General features: G+C 72.1%; 16 protein-coding genes and 1 riboswitch. Of the genes, 1 reads left to right on the top strand and 15 read right to left on the bottom strand.

Annotation, left to right across the window (positions count from 1 at the left end):
- Positions 1–11: 11 nt before the first annotated feature.
- From hisG to ribD, 6 genes are all read right to left on the bottom strand, one after another.
- Positions 12–860 carry an ATP phosphoribosyltransferase gene (gene hisG, locus HZZ10_RS03525; protein ID WP_056132708.1) on the bottom strand — a complete coding sequence of 283 codons (849 nt, stop codon included), beginning with the start codon at positions 858–860 and terminating at the stop codon, positions 12–14.
- Positions 861–898: 38 nt separating this feature from the next.
- A complete protein-coding gene (locus HZZ10_RS03520; RefSeq protein WP_012866813.1) occupies positions 899–1,162 on the bottom strand; it encodes a phosphoribosyl-ATP diphosphatase in 264 nt (87 codons plus the stop codon).
- Between the two features lie 76 nt (positions 1,163–1,238).
- Positions 1,239–1,706 (bottom strand): 6,7-dimethyl-8-ribityllumazine synthase, encoded by a 468-nt coding sequence (gene ribH / locus HZZ10_RS03515; protein ID WP_056132700.1) that lies wholly within the window; start codon positions 1,704–1,706, stop codon positions 1,239–1,241.
- Entirely contained in the window at positions 1,703–3,076 is a 1,374-nt protein-coding gene (gene ribA, locus HZZ10_RS03510) for a GTP cyclohydrolase II (RefSeq protein ID WP_179912431.1), read from the bottom strand. The genes ribH and ribA overlap by 4 nt, the downstream gene beginning before the upstream one ends.
- Positions 3,073–3,675 carry a riboflavin synthase gene (locus tag HZZ10_RS03505; protein WP_179912430.1) on the bottom strand — a complete coding sequence of 201 codons (603 nt, stop codon included), beginning with the start codon at positions 3,673–3,675 and terminating at the stop codon, positions 3,073–3,075. Before HZZ10_RS03505 ends, ribA begins: the two co-directional genes overlap by 4 nt.
- Before the next feature lie 131 nt (positions 3,676–3,806).
- Positions 3,807–4,868: a bifunctional diaminohydroxyphosphoribosylaminopyrimidine deaminase/5-amino-6-(5-phosphoribosylamino)uracil reductase RibD gene (gene ribD, locus HZZ10_RS03500; protein WP_179912468.1), complete on the bottom strand. Its 1,062-nt coding sequence runs from the start codon at positions 4,866–4,868 to the stop codon at positions 3,807–3,809.
- Positions 4,869–5,019: 151 nt separating this feature from the next.
- A riboswitch (FMN riboswitch) is annotated at positions 5,020–5,143 on the bottom strand.
- Between the two features lie 107 nt (positions 5,144–5,250).
- Here ribD and HZZ10_RS03495 point away from each other — a divergent pair.
- Positions 5,251–5,841 carry a GNAT family N-acetyltransferase gene (locus tag HZZ10_RS03495; RefSeq protein ID WP_179912429.1) on the top strand — a complete coding sequence of 197 codons (591 nt, stop codon included), beginning with the start codon at positions 5,251–5,253 and terminating at the stop codon, positions 5,839–5,841.
- 20 nt (positions 5,842–5,861) lie between these two features.
- Here HZZ10_RS03495 and rpe read toward each other — a convergent pair whose 3' ends face one another.
- The 9 genes from rpe to gmk form a co-directional block, all read right to left on the bottom strand.
- Positions 5,862–6,524: a ribulose-phosphate 3-epimerase gene (rpe, locus tag HZZ10_RS03490; RefSeq protein WP_056132690.1), complete on the bottom strand. Its 663-nt coding sequence runs from the start codon at positions 6,522–6,524 to the stop codon at positions 5,862–5,864.
- A 151-nt stretch (positions 6,525–6,675) separates the two neighbouring features.
- On the bottom strand, positions 6,676–8,229 hold the full coding sequence (locus HZZ10_RS03485) for an RsmB/NOP family class I SAM-dependent RNA methyltransferase (protein ID WP_179912428.1): 1,554 nt from the start codon (positions 8,227–8,229) through the stop codon (positions 6,676–6,678).
- Positions 8,226–9,173, bottom strand: coding sequence for a methionyl-tRNA formyltransferase (gene fmt, locus HZZ10_RS03480; RefSeq protein ID WP_179912427.1), 948 nt, complete (start codon positions 9,171–9,173; stop codon positions 8,226–8,228). The genes HZZ10_RS03485 and fmt overlap by 4 nt, the downstream gene beginning before the upstream one ends.
- Before the next feature lie 85 nt (positions 9,174–9,258).
- Positions 9,259–9,918 carry an HAD family hydrolase gene (locus tag HZZ10_RS03475; RefSeq protein WP_179912426.1) on the bottom strand — a complete coding sequence of 220 codons (660 nt, stop codon included), beginning with the start codon at positions 9,916–9,918 and terminating at the stop codon, positions 9,259–9,261.
- Complete coding sequence (locus HZZ10_RS03470) at positions 9,915–12,191, bottom strand: primosomal protein N' (RefSeq protein WP_179912425.1); 2,277 nt, start codon at positions 12,189–12,191, stop codon at positions 9,915–9,917. Before HZZ10_RS03470 ends, HZZ10_RS03475 begins: the two co-directional genes overlap by 4 nt.
- 185 nt (positions 12,192–12,376) lie before the next feature.
- Positions 12,377–13,570 (bottom strand): methionine adenosyltransferase, encoded by a 1,194-nt coding sequence (metK, locus tag HZZ10_RS03465; RefSeq protein WP_179912424.1) that lies wholly within the window; start codon positions 13,568–13,570, stop codon positions 12,377–12,379.
- A gap of 43 nt (positions 13,571–13,613) precedes the next feature.
- The gene (locus tag HZZ10_RS03460) at positions 13,614–14,930 is read right to left on the bottom strand and encodes a bifunctional phosphopantothenoylcysteine decarboxylase/phosphopantothenate synthase (RefSeq protein ID WP_506344872.1); all 1,317 of its coding nucleotides are present in this window, start codon (positions 14,928–14,930) and stop codon (positions 13,614–13,616) included.
- Positions 14,931–14,963: 33 nt separating this feature from the next.
- Entirely contained in the window at positions 14,964–15,251 is a 288-nt protein-coding gene (gene rpoZ, locus HZZ10_RS03455) for a DNA-directed RNA polymerase subunit omega (protein ID WP_056132679.1), read from the bottom strand.
- Between the two features lie 121 nt (positions 15,252–15,372).
- Positions 15,373–15,972: a guanylate kinase gene (gmk, locus tag HZZ10_RS03450; RefSeq protein ID WP_179912467.1), complete on the bottom strand. Its 600-nt coding sequence runs from the start codon at positions 15,970–15,972 to the stop codon at positions 15,373–15,375.
- Positions 15,973–15,974: the final 2 nt, after the last annotated feature.

The raw sequence follows: 15,974 nt of genomic DNA, 5'->3' as shown, positions 1-15,974 counted from the left end.
GGCCGGGACCGTCAGAGCCTGCAGGCGTGGATCGAGGTCACCAGGATCGCACGGGCGCCGACGTCGTACAGCGCGTCCATCACCTGGTTGGTCTCGGCGCGGCGGACCATCGCGCGGACGGCGGCCCAGTCTCGGTCGTGCAGCGGGGAGACCGTCGGCGACTCGAGGCCCGGGGTGATCGCCACGGCAGCGTCAACGAGGGACGCGGGGACGTCGTAGTCCATGAGGACGTACTCGTGCGCGGTGAGCACACCCTGGAGACGACGCGTCAGCGTGTCGAGACCGGCGGGCGACTCGACACCCTTCCGGCGGATGAGCACGGCCTCGGACCTGAGGATGGGGTCTCCGAAGATCTCGAGCCCGGCGGCACGCAGCGTGGTGCCGGTCTCGACGACGTCGGCGATGACCTCGGCGACACCGAGACGCACCGAGCTCTCGACGGCACCGTCGAGGTGCACGATCGCTGTCGGGGTGATGCCGTGCTCGGCCAGGTACTGGCCGACGAGCACCGAGTACGAGGTCGCGACGCGACGTCCTTCGATCTGCGCGATGTCGGTGATCTCACCGGTCGGCGCGGCGAAGCGGAAGGTCGAGCGGGCAAAACCGAGCGGGAGGTGCTCCTCGGCGTCGGCGGCCGAGTCGAGCATGAGGTCGCGGCCGGTGATCCCGGCGTCGACGGTCCCGGCACCCACGTACACGGCGACGTCGCGCGGGCGGAGGAAGAAGAACTCCACGTCGTTGTCGGGGTCGGCGAGCACGAGCTCGCGGGTGTCACGACGCTGGCGGTAGCCAGCCTCGCGCAGCATCTCGGAGGCGGGCTCGGACAGGGACCCCTTGTTGGGGACGGCAATACGCAGCACAGGAGGACTCGCGTTCGTGAGAGAGGACGGGCGGTTCGTCAGAGGTAGGAGTACACGTCGTCGAGGGTCAGCCCCTTGGAGACCATGAGCACCTGCAGGTGGTAGAGGAGCTGGGAGATCTCCTCGGCCGTCTCGGCGTCGCTCTGGTACTCGGCGGCCATCCAGACCTCGGCGGCCTCTTCGACGATCTTCTTGCCGATGGCATGGACCCCTGCGTCCAGCTGAGCCACTGTGCCGGATCCGGCGGGTCGGTCAACGGACTTGGCGGTGAGCTCTACGAACAGCTCTTCGAACGTCTTCACGCCGACTACCTTAGTCGCCGGATCCGCTCTGCACCGACCGGTGTCCGACGGGTGGCACCCGTCGGACACCCCGGGGTCAGAGCGAGCGGAGCGCGAGGACGGTGGCGATCGCCGCCTCGACGGCCTCGGCGCCCTTGTCCTCGGAGCTGTCGGGCAGCCCGGCACGGTCCAGGGCCTGCTGCTCGGTGTCGACGGTCAGGACGCCGAAGCCGACGGGCACACCCGTGCGGACCGCGACGTCCGTCAGCCCGAGGGTCGTCGCCTGGCAGACGTAGTCGAAGTGCGGGGTACCCCCACGGACGACGACACCGAGGGCGATGACGGCGTCGTAGCCGGCCTCCGCCGCACGGGCCGCCGCGACCGGCAGCTCGAAGGAACCCGGCACCCGGACCTCCTTGACGTGGGTCACGTGCGCGGCGACGAGCGCGCGCCGAGCACCCTCGAGGAGACCGTCCATGATCTGCGTGTGCCACTGGGCGGCGACGACGACGACCCGCAGGCCCGTCCCGTCGACCGTGATGCTGGGTGCTCCTGCGCCGCTCATCGTGCGTCCTCCGTCTGCTGTGTGGTGCTGGTCGTGGTGGTGGCTTCGGTCCCCTGGGTGGTCGTGTCCCCCGCGGCCTGGGCGGCGAGGACGTCGCTCTCGGCGACGATGTCGCTCTCGGCGACGACGGTGTCGAGCACGTGGCCCATGAGCTCCTTCTTCGTGCGCAGGTACCGCTCGTTGTGGTGGGAGTGGCCGACCTCGAGGCGGACGGTCTCGGTGACCTCGACGCCGTGCGCAGCGAGCCCCGTGGACTTCGCGGGGTTGTTGGTGAGCAGCCGGACACGCTGCAGACCGAGGTCGACGAGGATCGCCGCCGCTCCCCCGTACTCGCGCCGGTCCGCAGGCCAACCGAGGTCGAGGTTCGCCTGCACGGTGTCCCGGCCTGCGTCCTGGAGCTCGTAGGCGGCGATCTTCGCGAGCAGACCGATGCCACGGCCCTCGTGGCCCCGCAGGTACACCACGGCGCCGCCCTCACGGGCGACGGTCTCCATCGACGCCTCGAGCTGAGGACCGCAGTCGCAGCGCAACGACCCGAAGGCGTCCCCGGTGAGGCACTCGGAGTGCACCCGGACGACAGGGACGTCGTGCGGGGCCTCGACGCCGACGGGCACGAGCGCGACGTGCTCGGCGCCCGTGCGCATGTCGCGGTACCCGTGGATCCTGAAGGTGCCGTGCGCCGTCGGCAGGTCGGCGACGGACGTCGCGTGGACCCGTTCGCCCGGGAGCGGGAGCGGCTCGGCCTCGACGACGGGGTCGTGCTCGCGCCGCCAGGCGATGAGGTCTTCGATGGTCAGCAGCGCGAGCCCCTCACGCTCGGCCAGCGCGGAGAACTGCGGCATCCGCATCATGGTGCCGTCGTCGTTGACGAGCTCGGCGATCCCGCCGACCTCGCCGAGGCCAGCGAGACGCACGAGGTCGACCGCCGCCTCGGTGTGCCCAGCGCGGTGCAGGACACCGCCCGCGACAGCGCGCAGCGGGAGCACGTGGCCCGGTCGGATGAGGTCTCCCGACCCTGAGGCGGGGTCGGCCAGCACGCCGAGGGTCCGGGTGCGGTCAGCGGCCGAGATTCCTGTCGTGACCCCCGTCGCCGCGTCGACCGTGACCGTGTAAGCCGTCCGACGAGGGTCCTGGGACTGCGGGACCATGAGCGGCAGCTCGAGCGCATCAGCCCGCGACGCGGGCATCGGCGCGCAGAGGTACCCCGACGAGTGCCGGATGGTCCAGGCCACCCACTCGGTGCTGACGGTCGACGCTGCGAAGACCACGTCGGCCTCGTTCTCCCGGTCCGGGGAGTCCGAGACGAGGACCGGGCGTCCAGCGCGGAGCTCGTCGAGAGCCTCCTCGACTGTCGCGAGACGGGCGCTCATGCTCGTGCCCCGAGCAGACGCTCGACGTACTTCGCGATGACGTCGACCTCGAGGTTCACGGCGTCGCCGACCACGAGGGAACCGAGGGTGGTCGCCTCGAGGGTGGTCGGGATGAGCGAGACCCCGAAGGTCGTCGCGGTCACGCTCGTGACGGTCAGGGACACCCCGCTCACAGTGATCGAGCCCTTCTCGGCGACGTACCGCGCGACGTCGGTGGACGTCTCGAAGACGAGGTCGTCCCACCTCTCCCCGGGGGTACGGCTCACCAGCGTGCCGACGCCGTCGACGTGCCCCTGGACGATGTGCCCACCGAGCCTGGCGTCGGCCCGCATCGCGCGCTCGAGGTTGACCCGCCGTCCGACGGCCAGCGAACCGAGGGCCGTGCGGCTCAGCGACTCCGGCATGACGTCGGCGGTGAACCCGCCCTCGGGGAGCGACGTGACGGTCAGACAGACCCCGTCGACCGCGATCGAGTCCCCGAGCCCGGCGTCCGAGACGACGAGCGGGCCCGAGACGGTGAGGACGGCGTCGCTGCGCGTGCCGTCCGGGAGCTCGAGGGCCGTGACGGTCCCGAGCTCTTCGACGATTCCTGTGAACATCTGCTTCTCCTGGTCGGTGGTGCAGGCCGCTGACGGCGGCCGAGGTGGTGAGGCCACGCCCGCGCGGGAGACGGGCGAGACCTAGGGACGAGCGGAGGGCTCAGCACGCTGTGCGCGGAGCCGCTCGACCGTCAGGGCGGTGGTCGCACGGCCCGGGCCACGACGAGGACGTCCTCACCGAGACGCTCCACGGTGCTCGTGGACCATCGGACGGCGTCGTCGATGCTCTGGCCACCGAGCGACCCGACGACCCGTCGGCCCTCGCCCACGAGCACGGGCGCCACGTAGGAGTGGATCTCGTCGACCATGCCGGCCGTGACGAAGGCCGTCGCGACAGTCGGACCACCCTCGACGAGCACGTGCCGCACCTCGAGCGCGGCGAGCCGTGCGAGAGCCTCGTGCACGTCGTGGGTGGTGAGGTGGATGAACCTCCCGTCGTCACCGCGGATGCGGGCGTCGTCCGGGACGGGGCGCTCCCCCATCACGGCACGGAGCGGCTGGTGGACCGGTGTGGTCGACGACCTCTCGTGGTCCTCAGCCTCGCCCGTCGCCGGACGCGCTGTGAGGGTCGGGTCGTCTGCGGCGACGGTCCCCGAGCCGACGAGGATGGCGTCGACGGTCGCTCGGACGCCGTGCGCGTGGCCGCGGGACTCCGGTCCGGTGATCCACCGGCTCGATCCGTCGGCGGCAGCGACGCAGCCGTCGAGGCTCGTCGCCGTCTTGAGCGTCACGAAAGGACGCCCGAGGCGGACCGAGGCGAGCCAGACCCGCAACAGCTCTTCACCGGCGTCGAGCATCAGCCCGGTGCGGACCTCGACACCGTGGGCGCGCAGGTGCTCTGCCCCGCCGGCTGCGACAGGGTTGGGGTCGCTCACGCTCACCACGACCTCGCCGACCCCCGCGTCGAGCAGCGCCTGCGCGCACGGACCCGTCCGGCCCGTGTGGTTGCAGGGTTCGAGGGTCACGACTGCTGTCGCTCCACGGACGTCGACGCCCGCGGCCTCAGCACGCGCAAGAGCGTCAGCCTCGGCGTGAGGTGTGCCCGCACCGCGGTGCCACCCGACGGCAAGGACGTCACGCGCGAAGATGCCTGGCGCGTCTGGTCCTGGGGCGGGCGCCAGCAGCACGCAGCCGACCTGCGGGTTGGGGCCGTGCGCGGGGCCCCGGCGAGCGAGGTCGAGGGCGTACGCCATCGCCTCGTCGAGGGTGAGTGGTGCTGCGTCCACGGAAGTCGCCTGTCTCTGCCTGTCGGTGCGGACGCGCTCCGGGGCAGGACGAGCGTGCCCCCGGAGGGTGCACGACATCACGGTGCGCCTGAGGCGTCGTGAGACACCGGCGCACCGCCACGAGACTCTTCCCATCCGGACTTTGACCGTCGGTCCTGGAGTTGCACCAGATCAACCGCACCGAGGTGCGGGTCGCGGACTGTTACCGCCGGCTCGGATTTTCACCGACCCCAGAGCACGTGTACTTGCTGGGGTCCACTATGCCACGAGCCCCGGACAGTCGTCTGGGTCGTCTGCCCGCGGCGCAATTCCCTGGCCAGGGACCTCACCCTCGGAGCAGGATGAGCCGATGCCCGACGACAGCACAGCCCTCAGCCAGGACGACAGACCGCATCGCTCCCCCGTCTGGACCGCCGACGTGCCCGGCGCGTCCGGGACCCGGCTCGTCCGGCTGCCGACCGACGCCGTCGACGCCCTCGCGGCCGGCGATCTCGCGACAGCCCAGGACGCCGTCGGCGACGGCCTGCGCCTGACCCCGTTCCTCGTGAGCCCGGAGTGTCGACGAGTCTGGGCTTACCGCAGTCGCCAGCTCGCTCGCACGCCCTCGGACGCGGCCTGGGTGACGCGGCTGCTGGTCACCCCGGCGGGCGAGGTCGTCGGACGAGCCGGCTTCCACGGCGCCCCGGAGAGCGGCACCGTCGAGGTCGGCTACGAGGTCGACCCAGCGCGCCGCCGGAGAGGCCACGCCCGCGCTGCCCTGCGCATCCTCCTCGACGTCGCACGCCGTGAACCGGACGTGCGGACGCTACGTGCGACCGTCAGCCCTGACAACGAGGCCTCTAGGTTGCTCGTCGAGGCGCACGGCCTCGTCGTCACCGGCGAGCAGTGGGACGAGGAGGACGGACTCGAGACGATCTTCGAGGTCGGGGTCGAGGCGTAGGTGAGGCGGCCGCTGCGCGGCTAGTGCCTGTGCGCCGACGCCATCGTGCGCAGGGTGTCGATCTCAGCCGGGATGTCCTCGGCTCCGTAGACGGCAGAGCCCGCGACGAAGACGTTCGCACCGGCCTCCGCCGCACGGTCGATGGTCGAGCGCGAGATGCCGCCGTCCACCTGCAGCCAGACGTCGAGGTCGGCCTCGCCGATCGCGCGGCGGGCCCGCTGGATCTTCGGGAGCGTGCCCTCGATGAAGGACTGGCCGCCGAAGCCGGGCTCGACGGTCATCACGAGGATCATGTCGATCTCCGAGAGCAGGTCGAGGTACGGCTCCACGGGCGTCGCCGGCTTGAGTGCGAGCCCGGCGCGCGCCCCGAGACGGCGCAGCTCGCGGGCGAGCCTGACCGGTGCGGCTGCTGCCTCGGCGTGGAAGGTCACCGACTGCGCGCCGGCCTCGGCGAAGCCCGGTGCCCAGCGGTCCGGGTCTTCGATCATCAGGTGCACGTCGATCGGGATCGGCGACACCTGGACGATCCGCTCGACGACAGGCAGGCCGAGCGTGAGGTTCGGGACGAAGTGGTTGTCCATCACGTCGACGTGCGCGTAGTCGGCGGTCGAGATCGCCTGGAGGTCACGCTCGAGGTTCGTGAAGTCCGCCGACAAGATGCTGGGTGAGACGAGTGCACTCATGCGGCCCACACTAGGCCGTGCAGCACGACGATCCCAGCCGAGCAGCAGCCCGGACAGGCCGCACAGGTCACCGTCGGGCCCGGTGACCTGCAGGCCCGGTCGCCCACAGACCCGGCCGTCTACAGACCCGGTCGTCTACAGACCCGGTCGTCTACAGACCAGTGCGGCGCAGCAGCGTGAGGTGCATCGCGTCCGTGCCGTGCAGGTGCGGCCACAGCTGGACGTCGAGGCGCTCGGCGAGCGGGACGTCGGTGCCGGCGATCTCCGTGACGAGGGCGCGCGCGTCGAGCATCTCGACCGAGCCCTCGGGGAGCGCGGCGAGCACGTCCGAGACGACAGCACGCGTCTCGGCGAGGTGCGGCGAGCACGTCACGTAGCCCACGACTCCCCCGTCGCGGACGGCGTGCAGTGCCGACGTGAGCAGCTCCCGCTGGAGCGCGGCGAGCACCTTGACGTCCGCGGGCGAACGGCGCCAGCGCGACTCGGGACGCCTGCGCAGCGCCCCCAGCCCCGTGCACGGTGCGTCGACGAGGACGCGGTCGTAGGCACCGGGCTCTTGCTCGCCGATGTCACGACCGTCCCACACCTGCACCCGCTCGACGGAGTCGGCCGGCACGGCGACGAGCGCCCGGTCGACGAGGTCTGCGCGGTGCGGCTGCACCTCGTTGGCCACGACCCGCGCGCCGCGCGTCCCGGCGATCGCCGCCAGGAGCGCAGCCTTGCCGCCGGGGCCCGCGCACATGTCGAGCCAGCGAGCGTCGGCCCCCTCGACAGGCGCCTGGGTGAAGGCGAGGGTGACGAGCTGGCTCCCCTCGTCCTGCACCCCGGCGAGCCCGGCGCGGACCGCAGGCACAGCGCCCGGGTCGCTGCCGTCGAGCACCACCGCGGTCGGCGTCAGACGCCCGGGGCGAGACTCGACCTGCTCGCCGAGCTCTTCCTGCGTGACCAGACCAGGACGGGCGACGAGGGTCACCCGAGGAGCCGCGTTGTCGGCCTCGAGCAGCGACCCGAGCTCGTCAACGGGACGCCCCGAACCCACGAGCGAGTCGCGCAGCGCCCGGGTGATCCACTGCGGGTGGCTGTCGACCACAGACATCCGGGCGATCTCGTCCGTCTGTGCCGCCTCGACGGTCTCGAGCCACTCTTCGAGCTCGGTGCGCGAGATCTTGCGCAGCACGGCATTGACGAACTGCGCGCTGCCGGCGCCGACACGCTCACGCGCCAGACCGACAGTCTCCGAGACAGCCGCGTGCGAGGGGACGCGCATGCCCAGCAGCTGGTGCGCGCCGAGGCGCAGGACGTCGAGGACCGGGGCGTCGATCTTGTCGAGAGGGCGGTCCACGCACTCGGCGATGATCGCGTCATAGCGACCGCGCAGCCGCAGCGTGCCGTAGGCGAGCTCGGTCGCGAAGGCGGCATCACGGCCGGAGATGCTGCGGGACCGCAGCATCGGCGGCAGCACGAGGTTGGCGTAGGCATCGGAGTCGGCGACCTCGCGCAGCACGTCGAAGGCGACGAGACGGGCGGAGTCGGTGCCCTTGCGGCGCTCGCTCGGGGCGAGCGAGCCGCGGTGGCCCTCTCCGCGGGCACGAGCGCCGCCGCGCTCGCGACCCTTGGCGTCGCGTCGGTCGTCGGAGCCACGCCGGTCGTCAGCGCTGCGTCGGTCGTCGGTGCCGCGCTGCGGGGTACGGTCGTCGGCGCTCATGCGGAGGCCTCCTGGCCGAGGCGGATACCGTCGCCGAGGCGGGCCCCGCGGGCCCAGTCGGCGGCGTTCATGGGCTTCTTGCCTGCGGGGCGGACCTCGCCGAGCTCGACGGGCACAGTCGCCGTACCCACCCGCACAGCCGACTTCGTCACCTGGACCTCACCCGGCGCGAGGGACACCTCGAGGGGCTCGTCGAGCGGGTTCACCGGGCCGAGACCGAGACGGGAACCGTCGGGCAGGGTCGTCCAGGCCCCGGGGGCGGGGGTGCAGCCGCGCACCAGACGGTCGACGGCGTGGGCAGGGTGGGTCCAGACGACCCGGGCGTCGTCGACGGTGAGCTTCGCGGCCAGGCTCACGCCGTCGGTCGGCTGCGGCACGGGGATCATGTGGCCGTCCTCGATCGCGTCGAGGGTCGCGACGAGCAGTCCTGCGCCTGACCTGGACAGCCTGTCGAGCAAGTCGCCCGAGGTGTCGCGGCGGCGGATCGTCTCGGTCGCGGTGCCGAGGACGGGTCCGGTGTCGAGGCCTTCCTCGATGAGGAAGGTGGTCGCGCCGGTGACCTCGTCGCCCGCGATGACGGCCCGCTGGACGGGCGCCGCACCGCGCCAGGCGGGCAAGACCGAGAAGTGCAGGTTGACCCAGCCGTTGCGGGGTACGTCGAGGACGGCCTTCGGCAGGATCTCGCCGTAGGCGACGACAGGCGCGCAGTCGATCTGCAGGGCTTCGAGACGCTCGACGAAGCCCTCGCTGCGCGGGCGGTCGGTGATGACCTCGATACCGGCCTCCTCGGCACGCTGACGCACCGGGCTCGGGACGAGCTGTCGTCCGCGCCCTGCCCGTGCGTCAGCACGGGTCAGCACGGCGACGACCTCGTGCCGCGACCCGATGAGGGCCTCCAGGGCAGGGACAGCTACGGCCGGGGTCCCGGCGAAGAGCAGACGCATGCCCCCAGTCTACGAGGGCGACAGCAGGGGCCTGACGCACGGTCGGCCACGGAGCCGGGTGCCCTGGCCTGAGGCTCGCATGTCCTCAGCCCAGCAGCCCCAGCCTGACGAGCTCGAGGCGCAGCGCCTCGGCCGAGGTGAAGTGCACGGCGTGCAGCCCGACGCTCCGAGCGGCCTCGACGTTGCGAGGTGAGTCGTCGACGAACACCGTGCGTGCCGGGTCGAGCGCGAACCTGTCGATCGCCAGCCGGAAGATCTCAGGGTCCGGCTTGGCGAGGCCGACCTCGCCGGACACGACGATCCCCTCGAGCAGGCCGATCGACGGGGCCGCGGGGACGGCGTGGTGGAAGAGCTCGGCCGACCAGTTGGTGAGCCCGTAGAGCCTGGTGCCCGTCGCGAGGAGCTCGTCGACGATCTCGGCCGAGCCTGGGACCGGACCGGTGAGGCTCGCTGCGAAGCCGTCCACGTACCTGTCGACGAGGTGGGCGTGCTGCGGCCAGCTCTCCTCGACGAGGGCCCTGAGCTCGGCCCACGGTCGCCCGGCATCCTGCTCGTGGTTGCGCGCCAAGAAGTCGGTCTCGGCGAAGAACGCGTCGACCTCGTCGTGGCTGAGCCCCTCGAAGGGTCCGTAGGGGTCCCAGCCGACGAGGACGTTGCCCAGGTCGTAGAGGACGGTGTCGACGACGGGGACCGCTTCGACCACGCGGACCGCTTCGATCTCAGGGGCACTCTCGGCGCTGGTCACAGCATCTCCTTGGGGTCGAGGACGACAGTGATGAGCCCAGCCTCTCGGCGGGCGCTCGCGACGGCGAGGGCAGCCGCGAGGTGGCGGGCGAGCTCGCGCCCTCGGGCGACCGGGACACGCAGGATGGCACGGACCTCGGCCTCGAGGCCTCCCCCGGCGCGCGACCGCGCGGTCCCGCTGCCGGGCTGGACAGCTCGGCTGACCGCGGGTCGACCGGTGCGGCCGACCGACGGCGCGCGCTCGGGCTGGGCGGCCACGACGGGCTCGGGGAGCTCGACAGGCCCGAGGACGGACCCTCCCTCGGGGAGGGTCACCCTGGAGAGGAAGAGCGCCACGGCGTGCCGGTCCCCGGTGACCGACGCGATGCGGACGGCCGGGGGCATGCTCAGCTCAGCCCGCTCGTCGAGCTCGCGTCCGGCCAGGCCCGCAGGGTCCCAGCGGACCAGGGCGTTGGTGGGGGTCGGGGCTGCGTCGCCGACGAGCAGCAGCCGCCCGCCGAGCCGGCTCGGTCGCACGAGCGCCCCGGCGGTGATCCAGCGGTGCAGAGCCTCCTGGTCGGTGTAGAGACCGACGTGGCTGGTCGAGACCGCTGCGTCGAGCAGCACCCCGACGGAGTAGCCCGAGGGGGCGACAGGCTCGGCACCGGGCGTCGAGACCACGAGTGCTGGCTTGTCGGGCACCTCGGAGAGGATCCCGGAGGCAGACCGGGCGCCCGAGACCCGCACGGTGGCACCCGGGAAGGCCTTGCCGAGCTCTTCAGCGGTGCGGTCGCTGCCGACCCGGACCGACCGGAGGCCTGTCGCGGAGCACTCGGGGCAGCGCCAGCCGCCGGCGAGAGCGCCGCACCACGAGCACTGCGGGACCGCGTGCGCTCCGTGGAGGGCGAGCGGGCCGTTGCAGGCCGTGCAGCGGGCAGCCGTCCTGCAGCGGACGCAGGCGACGACGGGCAGGTACCCAGCCCGCGGGACCTGGACGAGCACGGGGCCGTCGAGCAGCCCCTTCGTGATGGCCTGCCACGCAGCCCCGGGCAGGCGCGCAGCCCCGGCTGGTCCCTCACGGGCGACCTCGACCGAGGTGAGCGCCTCGACGCGAGGGGTCTCGGTGCGCACGGTCTGGCGGTCGGCGACGATCTCGCGCGCCCACCCGCTGCGGACGAGGGCCTCGGCGTGGATCGACCGGCTGAGTCCGCCGACGAGCACCGCGCAACCTGTCTGCTCGGCCCGCAGCGCGAGGACCTCACGCACGTGCGGGTACGGCGCCCGACGCTCCTGGTGCATGGCGTCGACGTCGTCCCAGCACACGGCGAGCCCGAGGTCGGCGACGGGCGCGAAGGCCGCAGCCCGGGTACCGATGACGATCTGCGCCTCGCCGCGCAGGGCGGCGAGGAAGTTGCGGTAGCGCGGCGTCGGTCCGAGGTCGGCGGTCAGCGGGACGAAGCAGGGTGCCTCCGGCTGCTCGGCAGCGTGCTGGGGCGACCACCCGGGCACGCCAGCCTCTACGAGGGCCTGGGCGAGCCTGTCGACGTCGTGGGCGTCCGGGAGGACGACGACGGTGCCCCGGCCGCCGGACGCTGTCGCGAGAGCCGCCTGCGCCAGCGCCGCCGGCCACCCGGCCGTCCGGCCCTGGCCGGGGAGCGCGGTCCAGACGGCGCGCGGAGAGTCCCCTGCCCGCAGGCGCCCGAGGAAGGCGTCACCGCCGCGGTAGACGGACCAGGCCGTCACGCTGCCGGCTGTCGTAGCCGTCGGGACCGGGGCGGTCAGGTCCGGCTCCGCGCCAGTCGCTCCGGGCTCACCTTCCGCCCCGGACGCTACCCGCGTCTCGAGGGCTGTCGGCTCCTTCTCGACGCGGGCGAGCCGCGGCGGCACAGCCAGCCGCAGGACGTCGCTCAGCGAGCCCGCGTAGTAGTCCGCGACCCGGCGCGCGAGGTCGGCGACCTCAGGGGTGAGCACAGGCTGCGGTGAGACGACCTTGCGGATCGCGACCAGGTTGCCCGTGTGCGTGGTGCTCGCGGCGCGCTCCATGACGTAGCCGTCGACGTCTTGAGCGCCGAAGCGCACCTTGACCCGGACCCCGGGCTGGGCGTCGTCTGACAGCGCCGCCGGGACCGTGTAGTCGAAGAGCCTGTCCAGGTGTGCAGGTGCGACGTCGACGCACAACCGCGCGATCGGCAGGTCGGTGGCGAGCGCGAGACCTGTCTCCGACCTCGACGGGACCGGCCTGGGCGCAGAGAGGCCTGGCAGCATCTGCTGCTCGCTCTCGGGCTGGGCGGTCACCCGTCTCCTTCGTCTCGTCTACGGCTCCCCGGGCACGTCGTGACGACAGCCTCGGGCACCAGGTCTCCTCCTACCCTAGGAGACCGGACCGACAGCCTCGTCCAGCGCGCGGGTCCTGTGCACGGAGACCGCCGAGACCGCGCTGTGGACGAGCACGCGTCCTGCTGCGCCTCAGGAGACGAGCGTCAGACGGCGGACTGGAGGTCGGCGACCCTGTCGGTCCGCTCCCAGGTGAAGTCGGGCAGCTCACGGCCGAAGTGACCGTAGGCCGCGGTCTGCGCGTAGATCGGGCGCAAGAGGTCGAGGTCACGGACGATCGCGCCTGGACGCAGGTCGAAGACCTCCTTGATCGCCGCCTCCAACCGTGCGCTCGGGACGGTCTCGGTGCCGAAGGTCTCCACGTAGAGGCCCACGGGGTGCGCCTTGCCGATCGCGTAGGCCACCTGGACCTCGCAGCGGCGGGCGAGCCCTGCGGCCACGACGTTCTTCGCGACCCAGCGCGTGGCGTAGGCGGCGGAGCGGTCGACCTTCGACGGGTCCTTGCCGGAGAAGGCGCCGCCGCCGTGGCGGGCCATGCCGCCGTAGGTGTCGACGATGATCTTGCGTCCGGTCAGACCGGCGTCACCCTTGGGCCCGCCGACGACGAAGGTCCCGGTGGGATTGACGATGAGCCGGTGGTCGGCGGAGGAGAGGTCGAGCTCGGCCAGGACCGGGGCGACGACGAGCTCAGCGACGGCTGCGCGCAGCTCGTCCTGGCGGACGTCGGGGTCGTGCTGGGTCGACAGGACGACGGTGTCGATCGCGACGGCCTGCTGACCGTCGTAGGCGACGGTCACCTGGGTCTTGCCGTCAGGACGCAGACCGGCGAGCGTGCCGTCCTTGCGCACCTGCGCGAGGCGCTCGGCGAGACGGTGGGCGGCGAAGATCGGCAGCGGGAGCAGCGTGGCGGTCTCGTCGGTCGCATAGCCGAACATGAGGCCCTGGTCCCCGGCGCCCTGGGCGTCGAGGGGGTCGACCTCACCGCTGTCGACGCGCATCTCAAGAGCCTTGTCGACACCCTGCGCGATGTCCGGCGACTGCTGGCCGATCGAAACCGAGACCCCGCAGGAGTCCCCGTCGAAGCCGATCGAGGACGAGGTGTAGCCGATCTGCTTGACGACCTGACGGACGATCTGCGGGATCTCGACGTAGGCCTCGGTGGTCACCTCGCCGGCCACGTGCACGAGGCCCGTGGTCACGAGAGTCTCGACCGCGACACGGGAGGACGGGTCCTGCTCGAGGAGGGCGTCCAGGATGGAGTCGGAGATCTGGTCGCACACCTTGTCCGGGTGTCCTTCGGTCACGGACTCGGACGTGAACAGGCGCAGAGACTCAGTCATGCCGGACAGGATACGGGGAAGGTGGTCGGGCTCGTGCAGCAGGTCAGTCGTGTGAGACAGAAGTGCCTGCGGCTCCGCGCACCGCGACGACCTGGTCGAGGACCGCAGCCGCGACCTCGCGCTTGCTGCCCTCGGCGGACCCGAGGGCCTCGCCGTCGGCCGTGAGGATCGTCACCGCGTTCGTCGGGGCACCGAAGCCGAGGTCGTGACCGACCTCGTTGAGCACGAGCAGGTCTGCCTTCTTGCGACGCGCCTTGGCGCGCCCGTGGAAGAGCACGTCCCCGTCGGCGTCGCCCGTCTCGGCGGCGAACCCGACGATCGTCTGGTGCGGCGCACGCCTCTCGACCAGCCCCGCGAGGATGTCGGGGTTGACGACCAGCTGGATAGGAGCGACCACGCCGTCGGACGTCTTCTTGGTCTTGTGGTCACCGACGCTCGCCGGACGGAAGTCGGCGACAGCCGCGCTCATGACGATCACGTCTGCCGCGAGCCTGTGCTCGTCCACGGCCTCGGCGAGCTGGGCCGTGGTCTCGACGTGGACGACGCTCACACCCTCAGGGTCGGGGAGGATCACGTTGGCGGCGACGAGGACGACCTCGGCCCCGCGGTCGCGGGCTTCTTCGGCGACGGCGTAGCCCTGCATCCCGGTGCTGCGGTTCCCGAGGAACCTCACGGGGTCGATGGGCTCGCGCGTGCCGCCTGCGGTCACGACGACCCGGGTGCCCGCGAGGTCGCCGCTCTCCCCCGCTGTGGCGGGCGTCGGCTGGCCGTCAGCGGCGCCGCTCTCGGCGGCCTCCAGGCGCGACGACGTGCTGCTGGTCGGCGTCTCGACGAGAGCTAGTGCGGCCTCGGCGATCACCTGAGGTTCGGGAAGGCGGCCCGGTCCGGTGTCGGCACCGGTCAGACGCCCCGACGCAGGCTCCAGCACGTGAACGCCACGCTCGCGCAGCGTGGCGACGTTGGCGACGGTCGCCGGGTGCAGCCACATCTCGGTGTGCATCGCCGGGGCGACGAGCACCGGGCAGCGTGCCGTGAGGAGGGTGGCGGTGAGGAGGTCGTCAGACCGGCCTGTCGCCATCCTGGAGAGCAGGTCCGCGGTCGCAGGTGCGACGACGACGAGGTCGGCCTGCTGCCCGAGCGAGACGTGCGGGACGTGCGGGACGTCCGCGAAGACCTCGGTCGAGACAGCGCGGCCTGAGAGTGCCTCCCAGGTGGGAGCCCCCACGAAGCGGAGAGCCGCGGCTGTCGGCACGACGGTGACGTCGTGCCCAGCCTCCGTGAAGGTGCGGAGCAGCAGGACGGCCTTGTAGGCCGCGACCCCGCCGCTCACGCCGAGGACGATACGCATGCGCTCGGGCACCCTCTCAGCTCTTCGCGAGTGTCTAGCGGTCGGTCAGGACGCGTCCGCGTCGGCGGCCGGCTGCTCGATCGGGTTGATCGTGAGGAGGCCGGCGTTGATCTCGCGCATGGCGATGGAGAGCGGCTTCTCCTGGTTGCGGGTCTCGACGAGCGGGCCGACGAACTCGAGGAGCCCCTCGTGCAGCTGCGAGTAGTACGCGTTGATCTGACGGGCGCGCTTGGCCGAGTAGATCACCAGGGCGTACTTGGAGTCAGCGCGGTCGAGCAGGTCGTCGATGGGCGGGTCGGTGATGCCCACAGGGGCGGCAACGGTTCCAGACACGGGTCAACTCCGAGGGTGGTGAGGATGGATCAATGGACCAGTCTACTCGGTCGCGGGCGCGCCGAGGCCTGCCGCGTGGCCGCACCGTCGTGTGACGTGCGACCCCGCGGCGGGACGAGGCTCAGCGCCCGACGACGGGGTGCGGGGTGAGCCCCATGACCGAGACGAGCTCGTCGGCCGCGCGCTGGACGTCGTCGTTGACGATCACGTGGTCGAACTCGGAGGCTGCGGCCATCTCGACCTTGGCCGTCGCGAGGCGGCGCTCCCGCTCTTCGGGCCCCTCGGTGCCACGCCCGACCAGGCGACGCTCGAGCTCTTCCCAGCTGGGCGGGGCGAGGAACACGAAGCGGGCCTCGGGCATGGAGGCACGGACCTGACGAGCCCCCTGGAGGTCGATCTCCAGGAGGGTCGCCACGCCCGCGTCGAGCTTGTCCTGCACAGGCCCCCGCGGGGTCCCGTAGCTGTTGCGACCGTGCACCACGGCCCACTCGAGGAGGTCGCCGTGGGCCACCATGTCGGCGAACTTGTCAGGTCCGACGAAGAGGTAGTGGACGCCGTCGACCTCGCCGGGGCGGGGCTGGCGTGTCGTCGCGGAGACGGACAGCCAGATGTCGGGGTAGCGCGCGCGGATGTCAGCAGAGACCGTGCCCTTGCCGACAGCCGTGGGTCCGGCGAGGACCGTCAGGCGCGACGACGTGGGTGCGGGGGGCGTTGCAGGAATGA

Origin of the sequence: Sanguibacter inulinus, from assembly GCF_013415325.1 — a bacterium.
Taxonomy (GTDB): Bacteria; Actinomycetota; Actinomycetes; order Actinomycetales; family Cellulomonadaceae; genus Sanguibacter; species Sanguibacter inulinus.
This window is presented reverse-complemented; position numbering and strand designations above follow the sequence as displayed.